The sequence below is a fragment of the Stenotrophomonas sp. genome (assembly GCF_032061965.1).
Lineage (GTDB): Bacteria > Pseudomonadota > Gammaproteobacteria > Xanthomonadales > Xanthomonadaceae > Stenotrophomonas.
This window is the reverse complement of sequence record NZ_DAMBEF010000018.1, coordinates 41025-56371: the sequence shown is the minus strand read 5'-3', so window position 1 is coordinate 56371 and position 15347 is coordinate 41025. Positions and strand designations below refer to the sequence as shown.

Sequence of the window (15347 nt, the reverse complement as noted above, 5' to 3'; positions counted from 1 at the left end):
CCAGTTGCGCTCACGCCCTTGCGGGCGTGGCATCAGGCTGGGGTACGACTCAGCGACCGGTCTTGATCTCGGTCCACAGGCGGGTATACAGCTTGTCCGTCTCCGGCGTGTTGATCGCGTAGGTGAACATCTTGGCGGCCACGTCATCGGCCGGGTAGATGGTCTTGTCGTCGCGGATGGCCGGGTCAACCAGCGAGGTCGCCGACTTCACCGGGTTGGCGTAGTGGGTCACGTTGGTGTTGTTGGCCGCCACCTGCGGTTCCAGCAGGTAGTTGATGAAGGCGTAGGCGTTCTGCGGGTGCTTGGCATCCTTGGGGATGGCCAGCATGTCGAACCACTGCGGCGCGCCTTCCTTCGGGATCGAATAGGCAACTTCCACGCCATTCTTGGCTTCTTCGGCGCGGTCGCGGGCCTGGATCACGTCGCCCGACCAGCCCACCACCAGGCAGGTGCTGCCGTTGGCCAGCGAACCCACGTACTGCGAGGAGTGGAAGTTCTGCACGTACGGACGGATCGACTTCAGCAGGTCAGCCGCTTTCTGGATGACCGCCGGGTCCGCGCTGTGCGGGTCTTCGCCCAGGTAATGCAGGGCCACCGGGATCATGTCGGCCGGCGTATCCAGCAGGGTGACACCGCAGTCCTTCATCTTGGCGATGTTTTCCGGCTTGAACACCAGGTCCCAGCTGTTGGCGATATCAGCGCTGCCACCGAAACGTTCCTTCAGCTTGGCCACGTTGTAGCCGATGCCGGTGCTGCCCATCATGTACGGCACGCCGAACTTGTTTTCCGGGTCCTGGCCGGCAATGCGCTGCATCACCGCCGGATCGAGGTTGGCCAGGTTCGGGATCTTGCTCTTGTCCAGCGGCAGGAACACGCCGGCCTGGATCTGGCGGCCGAAGAAGTTCAACGTCGGCACCACGATGTCGTAGCCGCTGTCGCCGGTCAGCAATTTGGTCTCCACCATCTCGTCGCTGTCGAACACGTCATAGGTGACCTTGATGCCGGTCGTCTTCTCGAAGTTCGGGATGGTGTCCTCGGCAATGTAGTCCGAGTAGTTGTAGACATTGAGGACCTTGGCCTCGCCGCCTTCGGCGGGCTTGGCGCCCTCGTCCTTGCCGCCGCAGGCAGCAAGCAGGGAAATGGCAACACCAACGGTGAGAATGCGCAGATTCATGGGTTCTCCAGTGTGATCCGGGAGCGGTATGGGGGACCGGCCAAGCCGGGAGGTGGGCTATTGTCCCATCTGTAGTGCCTTCGTGTGTAGAAGGCGGCCGCCGGGGGGGAGCGAGCCGCGGAGTTCGCCATGCCCGAAAGGCCGCAGCAGAGCCAACCCCTCCCCAACCCTCCCCTTTGCTGCGCAAAAGGGAGGGAGACAAGCCCCTCAGACGTTCAGCAGCAGGAACTCGCGCTCCCAAGAGCTGATCACGCGGAAGAAGGTCTCGTATTCCTTGCGCTTGACCGAGATGTAGGCGCGACAGAAACGGCGCCCCAGCAGTTCCTGAAGCGCTTCACATACTTCCAGGCCATCAAGCGACTCACCCAGTGAGCGCGGCAGCTCGTAGCCCAGTTCCTTGGCGTTGCCGGTGATCGGCGTGGTCGGGCGCAGCTTCTCGCGGATGCCGAGCAGGCCGCAGGCCAGGGTTGCAGCCATGGCCAGGTACGGGTTGGCGTCGGAACCGGCAAAGCGGCTTTCCACGCGATTGTTTTCCAGGCTGTCCATCGGCACCCGCAGGCCGCAGGTGCGGTTGTCGAAACCCCACTCCACGTTGCTGGGCGAGACTTCTCCGAACACCAGCCGGCGGTAGGAATTCACGTTCGGGGCAAAGAAACCCATCGCTGCCGGTACATATTTCTGCAGCCCGGCCAGGTAGTTGTCGAAGGTCTCGCTGTACTCGCCCTCGCTGGCCCCGGCAAACACATTGCGGCCATCGGACATCCGCACCAGGCTCTGGTGGATATGCATCGCGCTGCCAGGCTCGGTTTCCATCGGCTTGGCCAGGAAGGTGGCGTAGATGCCGTGGCGCAAGGCCGCCTCGCGCATGGTGCGCTTGAACAGGAATACCTGATCGGCCAGCGACATTGCATCGTCGTGGGTGAAGTTGACCTCAAGCTGGGCGGCGCCGGATTCATGGATCAGGGTGTCCACGTCCAGTTTCATCGCATCGCAGTAGTCGTACATCAGGTCGAGGATCGGATCGAACTCGTTGACCGCGTCGATCGAGTAGGACTGGCGCGCCGTTTCCGGGCGACCGGAGCGGCCAGCGGGCGGCAGCAGCGGGAAGTCGGGATCGGTGTTCTTCTGCACCAGGAAGAACTCGACCTCCGGCGCCACCACCGGCTTCAGGCCCAGCTCTGCATAGGCCGACAACACCCGCCGCAACACATTGCGCGGCGCCAGTTCATGCGGTTGTCCACTTTTGGTGTAGCAGTCGTGGATGATCTGCGCGGTCGGGTCGGCCGCCCACGGCACCATGCGTACGGTGTCCGGGTCCGGGCGCAGGATCATGTCCGCGTCGGCCGGCGATGTCAGTTCGTAGTAGTCATCCGGGAAATCGCCGGTCACCGTGGTGGCGAAAATGCCCTCGGGCAGACGCGTGCCGTAGTCATGCGAGAACTTGTCTGCCGGGATGATCTTGCCGCGCGCATTGCCGGTGATGTCCGGCACCAGGCATTCCACCTCGGTGATATGCCGCTCCTTGAGCCAGCGCAGCAGCGAGCTTTCTTCCTGTACGGCGGCGGCGGTCTTGCGGTTGCGGGGGCGCGAAGTCATGGGGAACCAACTTGTTTGTGTAACCGATAGCGGCGACAGGCCTCGCCGAAGGCTTTGAAAATGCCCAGATAGAACGGATTCTCCGTAACCCGCCACTCCGGGTGGAACTGCACGCCAAGCAGGAAGGATGGGCCAGGCGCAGTGAATGCCTCGACCAGGCCATCCGGGGCCACGGCTTCAACCTGCAAGCCGGTGCCAAGGCGCGCAACGCCCTGACCATGCACCGAGTTGACCATCACCTCGCCGCGACCGGCAATGCCTGCCAGCAGGCCACCGGCGCGCAATTGCAACATATGCGCCGGCCCGTATTGCACATCCAGCGGCGCATCGGGATCCTCGCGATGGTCTGCCAGGCCAGGTACTTCATGCACCTTGGGGTGCAGGCTGCCACCAAAGGCAACATTGACCTCCTGGAAACCGCGGCAGATCGCCAGGATGGGCATGCCCAGTGCCACCGCCTGCGGGATCAACCCCAGCACATTGGCATCACGCGCCGGATCGTGCGGATTACCCGGCCAACTGTCACCGCCCTGATAACGGTGCGGCTCGATATTGCTGGTCGCACCGGTCAGCAACAGACCATCCAGCGTTGCCAACCAATCCCCGGCTGGCAACGGCGGCTGCAGCAACGGCAGCACCAGCGGCATGGCCTGCGCACCGTCAACAACGGCCCGCACGTACTTCTCGCCGACAACAAGGAAGGGATGGGAACCAATCGGCTTGCTGTCGGTGGGCAGGCCGACCAGCGGCAGGCTGGCCATGGGTGAAGCTCATGAGACGTGCAGGCACGCTACCCCTGCCCGCCGCTTTAGGCAACCGCATGGCATCTGGCATTCAACTGCTGGGCGGCACAATACGCAGGTACGCCACGGGCCTGCGCACGCCGCATACGTCCGGATCGTTACACTTCCCGCCCCCTGATACGGCACTGTGCCTGTGGACGCCGCTGCATCCGTTTACCCCCCGAGCTGGTATGCCGCCAGCCAACCCGAACTGCCCCCGCGCGCACCGCTGCGCGGGTCGGTGCGTGCCGATGTGGCCGTGCTGGGCGCCGGCTACACCGGCCTGACTGCTGCCCTGGCGCTGGCCGAGAAAGGCTACAAGGTCACCGTACTGGAGGCCGAACGCATCGGCTGGGGCGCTTCCGGTCGCAACGGTGGGCAGGCCATCGTTGGTTATGGCTGCGAACAGGGCACGCTGGAAAGCCTGGTAGGTGATGCCGATGCCCGGCTGCTGTTCGACTTCTCGCGTGATGGCATGCACATGCTCAAGCAGCGCATCGCCCGTCACCGCATCGATTGCGACTGGCGCGACGGCCACGCCAGCGTGCCCATCCACGCGCGTCAGGAACGCGCCCTGCGCGCCGACATCGAGCACATGGCGCAGCGTTACGACTATCCGCTGGAATGGTGGGACCGCTCACGCCTGCAACAGCAGCTTGCCAGCGAGCGCTATCTCGGTGCCATGTATGACGCGGCCAGCGGCCATCTGCACCCGCTGGCCTACGCGCAAGGCCTGGCGCAGGCGGCAGAGGCTGCCGGCGTCACCGTGCATGAGCACTCACCGGTCACCCGCCTGAAGCGCGGGCCGCAGCCGGCGCTGATCACCGCGCAGGGCCGGGTCGACGCCGATTTCGTGATACTGGCCGGCAATGCCTGCCTACAGGACATCGCGCCGGAACTGGAAACCCGGATGATGCCGGTCGGCACCTATATCGGCGCCACCCAGCCATTGGGCGCCGAGCGCGCGAAGGCCTTGATCGGCAACGACATGGCGGTAGCCGATGTGAACTGGGCACTGGACTACTTCCGGCTCAGCCGCGACCACCGCCTGCTGTTTGGCGGCCAGGCCAATTATTCAGCGTTGCCCCCGCCCGGCCTGCGCGCCAGCATGACCCGGCGCATGCGCAAGGTTTTCCCGCAGCTGGCCGACATCGAAATGGAATACGTGTGGGGCGGCTACATCGACATCACCCGCAACCGCGCCCCGCACTGGGGTCGGCTGACCCCGAATGTGTACTTCGCGCAGGGGTTCTCCGGCCATGGCGTTGCCAGCACCGGCCTGGCCGGCGAAGTAATCGCCGCCGCCATTGCCGGCCAGGCGCAGCGCCTGGACGTGTTCGAGCGCATCCCGCATGGCGTGTTCCCCGGCGGCAAGGCGCTGCGCATGCCACTGCTGGTGGCGGCCATGTCCTGGTACAAGCTGCGCGATTTGTTGTGGTGAGGCGGGGATTGGGGATTCGGGATTGGGGATGAAGAGCGCGGGTCACCACGAGTCCTCGGCCGGTGCTTGCCAATCCCGAATCCCGAATCCCGAATCCCGAATCCCCAATCCCGAATCCCCAATCCCCGCCTCACCTCAAGTTCTTGCGCCAGCGGCCGCTACCCCGTCCTGAGATCCCCGGACGTTCCGCCCATGCCCGCGCCGCCCCACACCGGCTTTGACAGCCGGCCCATCGCCCCCCTGCCGCAACGCATCCTGCTGGTGGAGAACTCGCGCACGTTCACCACGATGCTGCGCGAAGCCATCGAGCAGCGCCTGGAACTGCCGGTGAGCGTCGCCTCCACCCTTGCCGAGGCGGGCGAGCTGCTGGAGCTTGAGGAAGGCTGGTTCCTGGTACTGACTGGCCTGGTGCTTGCCGATGGCGACCGCGACCAGGTGGTGGCCTATTTCCTCGACCGCGGCCTGCCCACCATCGTGGTCAGCGGCGTCTACGACGAAGACCTGCGCAAGCGCGTGCTGCAGCAGCAGATCATCGACTACGTACTGAAGAACACGCCGGGCAGCATCGACTATCTGGTCTGGCTGGTGCAGCGCATGGACCGCAACCGCCGCATCGCCGCGCTGGTGGTGGACGACTCACTGTCGGCGCGGGCCTATGCGGCCGCGCTGCTGTCAATGTATGGCTACCAGGTGACCGAAGCGACCGATGGCGCATCTGCATTGCGCGCGATAGAGGCCGACCCCGCGATACGATTGGTCATCGTCGACCAGGAAATGCCAGGCATGGAAGGCGTGGAGCTGACCCGCCGGCTGCGTTCCCTGCGGGCACGCGACAAGGTCGCGGTGATCGGCATCTCCGGCAACTCCGATCCTTCGCTGATCCCGCGCTTCCTGAAGAACGGCGCCAACGACTTCCTGCGCAAGCCGTTCTCGCGCGAGGAATTCTTCTGCCGGGTTTCGCAGAACGTAGACCAGCTGGAATTGATCGGCACCCTGCAGGACCTGGCCACCCGCGACTTCCTCACCGGCCTGCCCAACCGCCGCAGTTTCCTGGAGCAGAGCCAGCGACAGTTGGCCAGCGCTGGCGACGGCGAGGTATCGGTGGCGATGGTGGACATCGATCACTTCAAACATATCAACGACAGCCTGGGCCACGAAGCCGGCGACCAGGCTATCCGTGCGGTGGCGGGGGTGCTGCAGGCGCATACGACGGGCCGGGACATCAGTGCCCGTTTCGGCGGCGAAGAATTCTGCCTGCTGGTCGGTGGTATGAGCGATGCGCAGAGCACGCGTCATTTCGAGCGTTTGCGCGAGGCCATCGCCACCTCGCAACTGCAGTTCGGTGACCGCACCCTGCGCATGACCGTCAGCATTGGCGTCTGCCGCATGCCGCTGCGTGCGGACGGCCTGCACCGGCTGATCACCGAAGCCGATCGCCAGCTGTATCTGGCCAAGGCCGCCGGCCGAAACCGCGTCTGCAGCGTGCAACTGCACTGAATCGCGCCGTCAGCGGCGCCAACATGCCCTTGTCCCAAGGCCATTGATCCAGATCAACGCGACATTTCCCGCTACTGCCTACAGTGCAGCCAGACCTTGAGAGGGGAAGCGTTGTGGCACTACTGGTTTGGCAGGACGATCTCAATACGGGCGTGGAGGTCATCGACCACCAGCACATGCGCATCGTGGAGATGCTCAACAACCTCCATGTGGCCCAGAAGAACCTGGAGCGCGTGGCCGTGGCCGAAGTGATCGACGAACTGGTGGACTACACCATGTCGCACTTCGCCTTCGAGGAGGAGCTGATGGAAGAAGCCGGCTACCCCTTCTGCGCTGCGCACAAGCGCGTGCACGAGGTATTTGGCAAGCGCGTCTCCGAGTACCGCATGCGCTTCCAGGCTGGCGAGGATGTCACCGATGAACTGCGCAACATGTTGTCGCGCTGGTTGTTCAACCATATCCGCGGTGATGACAAGGCTTACGCCGAGCAGGTGAAGCGCCATCTCAACCAGTTTGCCAAGGATCATCAGGAAGGCAGCTGGCTTGGCCGCACGCTCAAGCGTCTATTCCGCTGATACCTCATGCGCAGGATCGGCACGGCGTGCGCCCTCCCCCTTAAGTGCAAGCGCCCGTGCCGGTCCTGCCTCCAGCCACCCAGGCCGAACCGCCGCTGATGGCCTGAAGCCATCAGCCGGACAGTCGCACTGCTGGGCGCGGCCAATGGCGCAGGCCGCCAGTACATCGGCGCCGAAATGAACCCGTCTGCAGGTTCAACACGCTCAGTGACTTCGGTGAGCCAGCATCCGCTGCTTCCGTCCGATGGCCAGCAGCGCCAGTCCTGTCACCAGCGCGGTGACACACAGATAGCCGCCTACCGCAGCAATCCCGAATTTCCCGGCCAACCAGGTCGCCGCATACGGCGCAGGTGCCGCGCCGAGAATGCCGGCCAGGTTGAACGACAAGGATGCACCCGTGTAGCGCACCTGCACTGGATAAAGTCTGGCCAGCATGGTGCCGCACGGGCCGTAGGTCAGACCCATCAGGAACAGGCCCAGGGACAGGAACAACAACACCTGCAACGGATGCCCGGCCTGGAACAGGGGCTGGAACAGCAGCCCGAACACACCGATACCCACCGTCGCCCACAACATCGCCTTGACCGTGCCGCGCCGGTCGCCGTACAGCGCCGCCAGCGGGATGCCGGCGGCGAAAAACAGGATGCCGACCATCTGCATCAGCAGGAAATCTTCCCGCACATACCCCAGGGCGGACGTCCCGTAGCCCAGGGTGAACACCGTCATCAGGTAAAACAGCACGAAGGTGGCGAACGCCGCCAACGTACCCACCACCACCGCAAAACCGTGGCCCACCAGCACGTCACGCATGGGTAGGCGCACACGCTGGCCCTGGTCCAGTGCCTTCTGGAAATCCGGGGTCTCGCGGATGTTTAAGCGCACCCACAGCCCAACGATCACCAGCAGCGCACTGGCAATGAACGGTACCCGCCAGCCCCAGGCGAGGAAATCCGCATCGTCGAGCACGCGACCGAGCACCAGGAAAGTGCTCGCCGACAACAGAAAGCCCAAGGGCGCACCCAACTGCGGGAACATGCCGTACCACGCACGCTTGCCCGGGGGGGCGTTCTCGGTGGCCAGCAACACCGCGCCGCCCCATTCGCCGCCCAGTCCCAACCCCTGCCCGAATCGGCACAGCGCCAGCAGCATCGGCGCCAGCACCCCGATGTCGTGATACGTCGGCAGCAGGCCGATCGCCACCGTCGACAAACCCATGGTCAGCAACGCAGCGACCAGCGTCGCCTTGCGCCCGATGCGGTCCCCGTAGTGGCCGAATACCGCCGAACCGACGGGGCGTGCGATGAAGGCCACGGCAAACGTCGCCAGCGACTGCAACATGGCCGCGTTGGAACTGCTCTCCGGGAAGAACAGCTTGGGAAACACCAATACCGCAGCGGTTGCGTAGATGTAGAAATCAAAGAATTCGATGGTCGTACCGACCAGGCTGGCCGCCAGCACGCGGCGTGGAGAGTTCAGCGGGACGGGCGTGGCAACGGTGGACATGGGCAAGACAGGAGAGGTGAAGACCGCAGTCTGCCATGGCTCCGGACGGCGCCCCGCATTTGGTTGCAGCGGACACCGTCCACATCCCGTGCACGCCATCTTAAGAAAGCCTGCACATGCATTAATCGCAGCCCTCCCTGTCGACCGCAAGGTGGCAGGGTTCACTGCACGGTACAGCCTGAGGTCGTTAGGGTTCGTGCTGCGTGCAATCGCAGACACCCATAGGAGTACACCGATGACCAATCGACTGTTGCAGAGCGCGGCGCTTGCCACTGCCCTCGCACTTGCCGGTGCCAGCGCCGCCCAGGCGCAGGATGCACTCACCGCACCGCAGATCCGTGCGCAGCTGGAAGCGCAGGGCTACACCGACGTGAAGGACGTCAAGTTCGATGACGGGATGTGGGAAGCCGATGCGACCAGCGCCGACGGAAAGCGCGTGGACGTGAAACTCGACCCGCGCACCGGCACCGTCTATCCGGACAAGGCCGTTTCGCAACTGAGCGAGGCCGATATCCGTGCGCAGCTATCCAGTGCCGGCTATACCGGTGTCAACGACGTCAAACTGGACGACGGCATGTGGAAGGCCAAGGGCACAACCGCCAACGGCGAGAAGGTGGAGATTCACCTGGATCCCGCCACCGGTGCCGTGGTGGCGCAGGAGAAGGACTGACGGGGGCGTGGCGGTGCCAGTACGGCACCGCCACTGCCAGATGATCAGGCGAACGCATCCATCAGCAGGTAAGTCCCCGCCTGGCGCTGATACCGATCGATCATCGGCACCAGCCGTTGGAAATGTGCGCTGGCACAGTGCGCGTCCAATGCCGCGCGGTCGGGCCATTGCTCGATGAAGATGAAATGCCCGGGGTCCTTCTGGTCGATGAACAAGTCGTAGGCAATGCAAGCGGGCTCGCGCCGGGTTTCCTCCACCAGCTCGCGATACAGCGGCAAGACCTCGGCGATATGCTCGGGCTTGATGAAATCCTGGGCGATGACTTTCAGCATGTCGACCTGAAGAATGGGCAATAAGCGGGGGGACAACCTTGGCCGCGGTTGCGGCCGCTGGCAAGGCGATCCTTCAGCACCCAATGTTCCAAGCGCCTCCCCACCCTTCTCTTTCGCTACGCGAAAGGGAGGGCGCGACGCTTGGCCCCTTCCCTTTCGCGTAGCCAAGGGGGAGGTTGGGAGGGGGTAGCGTTGCTGTTGCCGGTGTAGCTTCAAATGCCAGAGCCAAATCTCAACACCAACCCCTCCCCAGCCCTCCCCTTCGCTACGCGAAAGGGAGGGGGCGACGCTTTGCCCCTCCCCTTTGGCGTAGCCAAGGGGGAGGTTGGGAGGGGGTAGCGTTGCTGTTGCTGGTGAAGCTTCAAATGCCAGAGCCAAAGCTCAACACCAACCCCTCCCCAGCCCTCCCCTTCGCTACGCGAAAGGGAGGGGGCGACGCTTTGCCCCTCCCCTTTGGCGTAGCCAAGGGGGAGGTTGGGAGGGGGTAGCGTTGCTGTTGCTGGTGAAGCTTCAAATGCCAGAGCCAAAGCTCAACACCAACCCCTCCCCAACGCTCCCCTTCGCTACGCGAAAGGGAGGGGGCGACGCGGTTGCGCTGCGCGAATGGAACGCAGCATCAGCCTTCGAGATTTATCCAGGTTGCCTTCATCTCGGTGTACTTGTCGAAGGCGTGCAGCGACTTGTCGCGGCCATTGCCGGACTGCTTGTAGCCGCCGAACGGCGCCGTCATGTCGCCGCCATCCCAGTAGTTGACCCACACGCTGCCTGCCCGCAGACCACGTGCAACGCGATGCGCGCGTGACACATCTCGCGTCCATACGCCAGCTGCCAGCCCATACTCAGTGTCATTGGCCAACTGCAAGGCCTGCGCTTCACCGTCGAATGCAATCACTGACAGCACCGGTCCGAAAATCTCCTCCCGCGCAATGCGATGCTGCGGACTCACCTCGTCGAACACGGTAGGTTCGATGTAACAACCACCGTCCACGACCTGCGCGCGCTTGCCTCCCAGCAGCAGCCGCGCTCCTTCGGCGCTACCTTCTTCGATGAAACCCAGCACCCGGGCGGTCTGCGCCTCGTCGACCATGGCACCCATCGCCGCCCTGGGTTCGAAAGGATGCGCCGGTTGCATCTGCTTGCCGTGCGCTATGACCCGCGCGACAAATTCATCCTTGATCGAACGTTCCACCAATAGCCGCGACGCGGCCGTACATACCTCGCCCTGGTTGTAGAAGATCCCCGAGGCCGCTGCAGCCGCGGCCTTATCCAGGTCATGCGCGTCGGCGAACACGATGTTCGGGCTCTTGCCACCGCATTCCATGTAGGCTCGCTTCATGTTCGACAGGCCAGCGCATTGCAAAAGACGCTTGCCCACCGCGGTTGAGCCGGTGAAGACCAGCCCGTCCACATCCATATGCAGGGCCAGCGGCTCACCCGTGCCCTTGCCATCGCCCGGCAGTACATTGAATACGCCATCGGGAATGCCCGCCTCCGCCACCAGCTCCGCAAACCGCAGCGCGCTCAACGGCGATTTTTCCGAGGGTTTGAGCAGCACCGAGTTGCCCGCCGCCAACGCCGGAGCGATCTTCCATGCCGCCATCAGCAATGGGAAATTCCATGGCACGATCGCCGCAACAACTCCCAGCGGCTCACGGGTGATCAAGCCCAGTTCGTTGGCGCCGGTGGGCGCGACCTCGCCGTACAGTTTGTCCACGGCTTCGGCGGTCCACTGGATGCAGCGGACCACCCCGGCAATGTCCACGCCGCGCGCTTCGACTACCGGCTTGCCCATGTCCAGCGTCTCCAGCACGGCCAGCTCATCGGCATGGGCTTCCACCAAGGCCGCCAGCCTCAACAGCACCTGCTTGCGCTTGCCCGGTTTCAGCCCGGACCAATGCCCAGCGTTGAAACTGCGCCGGGCCGCCGCCACTGCGTGATCAACATCGACCTGGCCGCACGCGGCGATCTGGCCCAATACGCGTCCATCGATTGGGCTGATGCAGTCGAAGGTCGCGCCGGAGGCGGCATCCACGTACTGGCCGTTGATGAACGCGCGTCTGCGCAATGACAAGCCATCGGCCAGGGTCTGCCATTGCTCACGGATATGGGGGCTGTTCATGGTCATGTCCCGGTAACGAATGAATAAGCGTCAACGCGTTCATGGTACGCCGCGTGCGGTAGCGCGGCCGTGTGGACACGTAATCCGGCGCAATTGCAAGGGTTGGCGCTGACCGCCCCGGGCTTCACAATGCCGGCCCAACGTTTCAACCGGCAGCGCAATGGACATCATCGTCAACGAAGAACTGAAGGCTTACATCGACCCGCTCACGCAGGACGAGCACGACGCGCTGGAGCGCAGTCTGCTGGCCGAGGGCTGCCGTGACGCGTTGGTGCTGTGGGGCGATGTTCTGATCGACGGCCACAACCGCTACGGCATCTGCTCCAAGCACGGCATCCCCTTCAACACGGTGCAGAACACCCGCTTCAAGTCGATGGATGACGTGCATCTGTGGATGATCGAGCAGCACCTGGGCCGGCGCAGCGTGTCGGACTACCAGCGCGGGGTGCTGGCCCTGCGCAAGCGCGACATCCTGGAAACCCGCCGCCGCAGCGAGCAGGAACAGCTGCGCCGCGAGAGCGAAGGTGAAGCCGCACCTGGCACCCCTGCAGACGCCGACAGCCCGCCGTGGGAACCGGCACCGAAGCTGTCCAAGGCCGACCTGGCCCGCGAAGCCAAGCTCAGCCCAAGCCAGGTGACGATGATCGAGAAAATCCACGACCACGCCACCGCCGAGGTGATCGAGGCGATGCGCGTTGGTGCGATCTCGCTCAGCGCCGCAGCCACCGTCGCCAGCCTGCCCGAGGACGAGCAGCGCGCAGCAGCACGCGGTGGCAAGGATGAATTGAAGCAGGCCGCCAAGCGCGTGCGCGATGCCAAGCGCAAGCCCAAGCCTACGCATGAAGAAGGCGATGACGCGCAGCCGCTGAGCATGGCGGAGGCCGACGGCCTGGACGACACCACGGACGCCCCCGTCAATCCGGAAATCCAGGCACTGCGCCAGCGCGTGGCCTCGCTCACCGCCGAGAACCAGGCCCTGCGCATGGAGCTGGACGCATTGCGTGCGCGCATGCTGGCCGCGCAGGCCGATGAAACGGCCGAGGCTTGATTGACCTGAGCCGGCCCCCTAGGCTGCGGTCATCCCTGCAAGGAGCATGCGATGGCCTCGGCCTCCCCGGAACTTGAGAGTTTTGTCCGCGACGCCTTGATGCGCGGGCATACGCGCCAGCAGGTCAGCGGCGCCTTGCTGGCGGCCGGCTGGAGCGAGCAGCAGATCGGCGGCGTGCTCGATGGCTGGGCCGACGTGGATTTCCCGCTGCCGGTGCCGCGCCCCCGCGCCTCGTTGTCGGCGCGCGAAGCCTTTGCCTATCTGGTGCTGTTCAGCACCTTGTATTTCTACGCATGGAACCTGGGCAGCCTGCTGTTCCAGTTGATCGAATACGTGCTGCCCGATGCCGCCGACGCCGATTGGCAGCGGCTACGACTGGACGGCGGCATCCGCTGGGCAATCTCCGCGCTGGTCATCGCCTTCCCGGTGTTTGCCTTCGTTGCCCGCCGGGTCAGCCGCGATGTGGATCGCAACCCGATAAAGCGTCTTTCCCCGGTTCGGCGCTGGCTGACCTACCTCACCCTGTTTGTCGCCGCCATCATCCTGATCGGCGACCTGACCGCACTGGTGTTCAACCTGCTGGGCGGCGACCTGAGCCTGCGCTTCGTGCTGAAGGTTGTGGTGGTCGGCGCCATCGCCGGCACCGTATTCGGCTATTACCTGTGGGACCTGCGCCAAGAGGAGCGTGACGCATGAGCCGAACCGCCTGGGGCACCCGCGTACTTTGGGCTGCGGGCCTTGTTACCGCGGCTGCCATCGCTGCCGGCGTATGGATCATCGACTCGCCCACACAGCAGCGCCTCAAACGCTTGGACGGCGCGCGGCTTTCCGAGCTGCAGGCCTTGGAAATGGCCGCCCGCACATATTGGGGGGAACACGATGCCCTGCCTGCCGATCTCGCCACCCTCAAAGCACAGCCCGGCATGTCGGTATCGACCACCGACCCAAGCGGTGGCCCGGACTACAGCTATCGGCCGCTGGATGCCACCCATTACGAGCTGTGTGCGCAATTCGACACCGACAGTGCCAACGGGCGCTCGCCACAGGTGATAAATGCGTGGGCGCACCCCGCCGGCAAGCATTGCTTCCGCCGCAGCGTGGAAGCAAAGGACAGTAACTAAACCGTGAGTCCTCAGGACGACCCCCGCCGCGCACAGTTGCGCCGCCTCAAGCTTTACGCGCTGGCGATGCTGCTGGCGATGCTGGCGGGCTTCATCGTCAGCCACATCAACGGCGAACGTGGCATCTGGGCGTGGGTGGGTGCGTTCTGCGAAGCAGCGACCGTGGGCGCGCTGGCTGACTGGTTTGCGGTGGTGGCCTTGTTCCGCCGCCCCTTGAACCTGCCGATCCCGCACACGGCCATCATCCCGCGCAACAAGGCGCGCATTGCCGACAGCCTGGCGGTGTTCGTGCGCGACCACTTCCTGGAACCCGAAACACTGCTGGCCAAACTGAAAGTCTTCGATCCAGCCACTCGCCTGGGTGAATGGCTGGCACAACCGGCGCAGGCAAAAATGCTGGCCAGCATGGCGCGTGGTTGGGCGGTACAGGCATTGGATCTGCTGGACGAAGCGGCTGTGCGCCGCTCCATCCAGGGCTTCGTTGTCGCCCAGCTGCGGCAATGGAATGCGGCCGCTACCGCGGGCGAGTTACTCGGCCTGCTGACTGCCGACAACCGCCATCAGCGCGTGCTGGACGAAGGCCTTACCCGCATCGCCCATTGGCTGGACAACGACAAGGTGCGGCAACAGGCCTCGGCGCTGATCGTGCGCTATATCCGCAAGGAATGGCCGAAGCTGGCCAGCACCGTGGACTGGGTCAAACCCATCGACGAGATCGGCGACTCACTGGCCGATCGTTTGGCGCGTGCAGGGTTGGAGGAGCTGCAAGCCATCCTTTCACAGCCCGAACATCCGTTGCGGCAGGACTACGCGGCATGGCTGGCCGATTACATGCGACGCCTGCGCGAAGATCCGGCGCTGGCAGCCAAGGTTGACGCGCTCAAGCAGAAGGTCATCGACCATCCGGCGGTACAGGATTACGTGCAGGGGCTTTGGCAGCGCATCCACGATTACCTGCGTACCGACCTTTCCAGCGAGGACTCCGTGCTGGCCGGCCACCTGGAACGCAGCCTGGGCAAGCTGGGCACCACCATCGGCAACGACCCCGCCCTGCGTGACGCGCTCAACCAGCACATGCTGGCCGGCGCGGAAAAGCTCACCAACCGCCTGCGCAGCGGCGTCACCAGCCACATCGCGCAGACCGTGAAGGGCTGGGACGAGAAGAAGCTGGTCGAGCAACTGGAACTGAGCGTGGGCCGCGACCTGCAATACATTCGTTTCAACGGCACCCTGGTGGGTGGCCTGATCGGCCTGCTGCTGCATGCGCTCACCGGCTGGCTGAAGTTCTGATCAGCACCACCGGGCGCGGATCGCCGGCCGCAAGCAACGTAACTGTAGAGCCGAGCCATGCTCGGCTGGGGCCTTACCGGGAAAGCCCATGCCGAGCATGGCTCGGCACTACAGGTGAACCATTATCTGGAACGCCCCTGCCGAGCATGGCTCGGCACTACCCGTCCCCCGAACAGTGGGGGCGACGTAACCCGGCATC

Annotated in this window: 14 protein-coding genes; 8 read left to right on the top strand and 6 right to left on the bottom strand. The window is 64.4% G+C overall.

Annotated elements, in window-relative coordinates; all coding sequences use genetic code 11:
* Positions 1-49: 49 nt before the first annotated feature.
* The 3 genes from RT460_RS11340 to RT460_RS11330 all read right to left on the bottom strand — a co-directional run bounded on the left by RT460_RS11340 (position 50) and on the right by RT460_RS11330 (position 3531).
* The gene (locus RT460_RS11340) at positions 50-1174 is read right to left on the bottom strand and encodes a polyamine ABC transporter substrate-binding protein (RefSeq protein WP_313319062.1); all 1125 of its coding nucleotides are present in this window, start codon (positions 1172-1174) and stop codon (positions 50-52) included.
* Positions 1175-1381: 207 nt separating this feature from the next.
* The gene (locus RT460_RS11335; RefSeq protein WP_313319061.1) at positions 1382-2770 is read right to left on the bottom strand and encodes a glutamine synthetase family protein; all 1389 of its coding nucleotides are present in this window, start codon (positions 2768-2770) and stop codon (positions 1382-1384) included.
* Positions 2767-3531: a gamma-glutamyl-gamma-aminobutyrate hydrolase family protein gene (locus tag RT460_RS11330; RefSeq protein WP_313319060.1), complete on the bottom strand. Its 765-nt coding sequence runs from the start codon at positions 3529-3531 to the stop codon at positions 2767-2769. The genes RT460_RS11335 and RT460_RS11330 overlap by 4 nt, the downstream gene beginning before the upstream one ends.
* A gap of 169 nt (positions 3532-3700) precedes the next feature.
* On the opposite strand from RT460_RS11330, the gene RT460_RS11325 reads away from it, so the two are divergent.
* From RT460_RS11325 to RT460_RS11315, 3 genes are all read left to right on the top strand, one after another.
* On the top strand, positions 3701-4993 hold the full coding sequence (locus RT460_RS11325) for an FAD-binding oxidoreductase (protein WP_313319059.1): 1293 nt from the start codon (positions 3701-3703) through the stop codon (positions 4991-4993).
* Between the two features lie 192 nt (positions 4994-5185).
* Positions 5186-6490 carry a diguanylate cyclase gene (locus RT460_RS11320; RefSeq protein ID WP_313319058.1) on the top strand — a complete coding sequence of 435 codons (1305 nt, stop codon included), beginning with the start codon at positions 5186-5188 and terminating at the stop codon, positions 6488-6490.
* Between the two features lie 113 nt (positions 6491-6603).
* Positions 6604-7065: a bacteriohemerythrin gene (locus RT460_RS11315; protein WP_313319057.1), complete on the top strand. Its 462-nt coding sequence runs from the start codon at positions 6604-6606 to the stop codon at positions 7063-7065.
* Between the two features lie 204 nt (positions 7066-7269).
* Here RT460_RS11315 and RT460_RS11310 read toward each other — a convergent pair whose 3' ends face one another.
* Positions 7270-8568 carry an MFS transporter gene (locus RT460_RS11310; protein ID WP_313319056.1) on the bottom strand — a complete coding sequence of 433 codons (1299 nt, stop codon included), beginning with the start codon at positions 8566-8568 and terminating at the stop codon, positions 7270-7272.
* A 235-nt stretch (positions 8569-8803) separates the two neighbouring features.
* Here RT460_RS11310 and RT460_RS11305 point away from each other — a divergent pair, with 235 nt between their 5' ends.
* The gene (locus tag RT460_RS11305) at positions 8804-9238 is read left to right on the top strand and encodes a PepSY domain-containing protein (protein WP_313319055.1); all 435 of its coding nucleotides are present in this window, start codon (positions 8804-8806) and stop codon (positions 9236-9238) included.
* Between the two features lie 44 nt (positions 9239-9282).
* On the opposite strand, the gene RT460_RS11300 is transcribed toward RT460_RS11305, so the two are convergent.
* Both RT460_RS11300 and RT460_RS11295 read right to left on the bottom strand, forming a co-directional pair.
* Positions 9283-9570 (bottom strand): putative quinol monooxygenase, encoded by a 288-nt coding sequence (locus RT460_RS11300; RefSeq protein WP_313319054.1) that lies wholly within the window; start codon positions 9568-9570, stop codon positions 9283-9285.
* Between the two features lie 616 nt (positions 9571-10186).
* Positions 10187-11689, bottom strand: a complete 1503-nt coding sequence (locus RT460_RS11295; RefSeq protein WP_313319053.1) for an aldehyde dehydrogenase — start codon at positions 11687-11689, stop codon at positions 10187-10189.
* Positions 11690-11849: 160 nt separating this feature from the next.
* Between RT460_RS11295 and RT460_RS11290 the strand changes: the two genes are divergently transcribed.
* The 4 genes from RT460_RS11290 to RT460_RS11275 are packed head-to-tail and all read left to right on the top strand — an operon-like array spanning position 11850 to position 15148.
* Positions 11850-12737: a plasmid replication/partition related protein gene (locus RT460_RS11290; RefSeq protein WP_313319052.1), complete on the top strand. Its 888-nt coding sequence runs from the start codon at positions 11850-11852 to the stop codon at positions 12735-12737.
* A 51-nt stretch (positions 12738-12788) separates the two neighbouring features.
* A complete protein-coding gene (locus tag RT460_RS11285; protein ID WP_313319051.1) occupies positions 12789-13433 on the top strand; it encodes a DUF5671 domain-containing protein in 645 nt (214 codons plus the stop codon).
* The gene (locus tag RT460_RS11280) at positions 13430-13858 is read left to right on the top strand and encodes a hypothetical protein (protein ID WP_313319050.1); all 429 of its coding nucleotides are present in this window, start codon (positions 13430-13432) and stop codon (positions 13856-13858) included. The genes RT460_RS11285 and RT460_RS11280 overlap by 4 nt, the downstream gene beginning before the upstream one ends.
* A 3-nt stretch (positions 13859-13861) precedes the next feature.
* Entirely contained in the window at positions 13862-15148 is a 1287-nt protein-coding gene (locus RT460_RS11275) for a DUF445 family protein (RefSeq protein WP_313319049.1), read from the top strand.
* Positions 15149-15347 lie beyond the last annotated feature (199 nt).

Coding starts and splice junctions, on each gene's coding strand:
- RT460_RS11330 (WP_313319060.1), bottom strand. CDS start 3,531: ATGGCCAGCCTGCCGCTGGTCGGCCTGCCCACCGACAGCAAGCCGATT.
- RT460_RS11290 (WP_313319052.1), top strand. CDS start 11,850: ATGGACATCATCGTCAACGAAGAACTGAAGGCTTACATCGACCCGCTC.
- RT460_RS11340 (WP_313319062.1), bottom strand. CDS start 1,174: ATGAATCTGCGCATTCTCACCGTTGGTGTTGCCATTTCCCTGCTTGCT.
- RT460_RS11285 (WP_313319051.1), top strand. CDS start 12,789: ATGGCCTCGGCCTCCCCGGAACTTGAGAGTTTTGTCCGCGACGCCTTG.
- RT460_RS11320 (WP_313319058.1), top strand. CDS start 5,186: ATGCCCGCGCCGCCCCACACCGGCTTTGACAGCCGGCCCATCGCCCCC.
- RT460_RS11295 (WP_313319053.1), bottom strand. CDS start 11,689: ATGAACAGCCCCCATATCCGTGAGCAATGGCAGACCCTGGCCGATGGC.
- RT460_RS11310 (WP_313319056.1), bottom strand. CDS start 8,568: ATGTCCACCGTTGCCACGCCCGTCCCGCTGAACTCTCCACGCCGCGTG.
- RT460_RS11280 (WP_313319050.1), top strand. CDS start 13,430: ATGAGCCGAACCGCCTGGGGCACCCGCGTACTTTGGGCTGCGGGCCTT.
- RT460_RS11335 (WP_313319061.1), bottom strand. CDS start 2,770: ATGACTTCGCGCCCCCGCAACCGCAAGACCGCCGCCGCCGTACAGGAA.
- RT460_RS11300 (WP_313319054.1), bottom strand. CDS start 9,570: ATGCTGAAAGTCATCGCCCAGGATTTCATCAAGCCCGAGCATATCGCC.
- RT460_RS11305 (WP_313319055.1), top strand. CDS start 8,804: ATGACCAATCGACTGTTGCAGAGCGCGGCGCTTGCCACTGCCCTCGCA.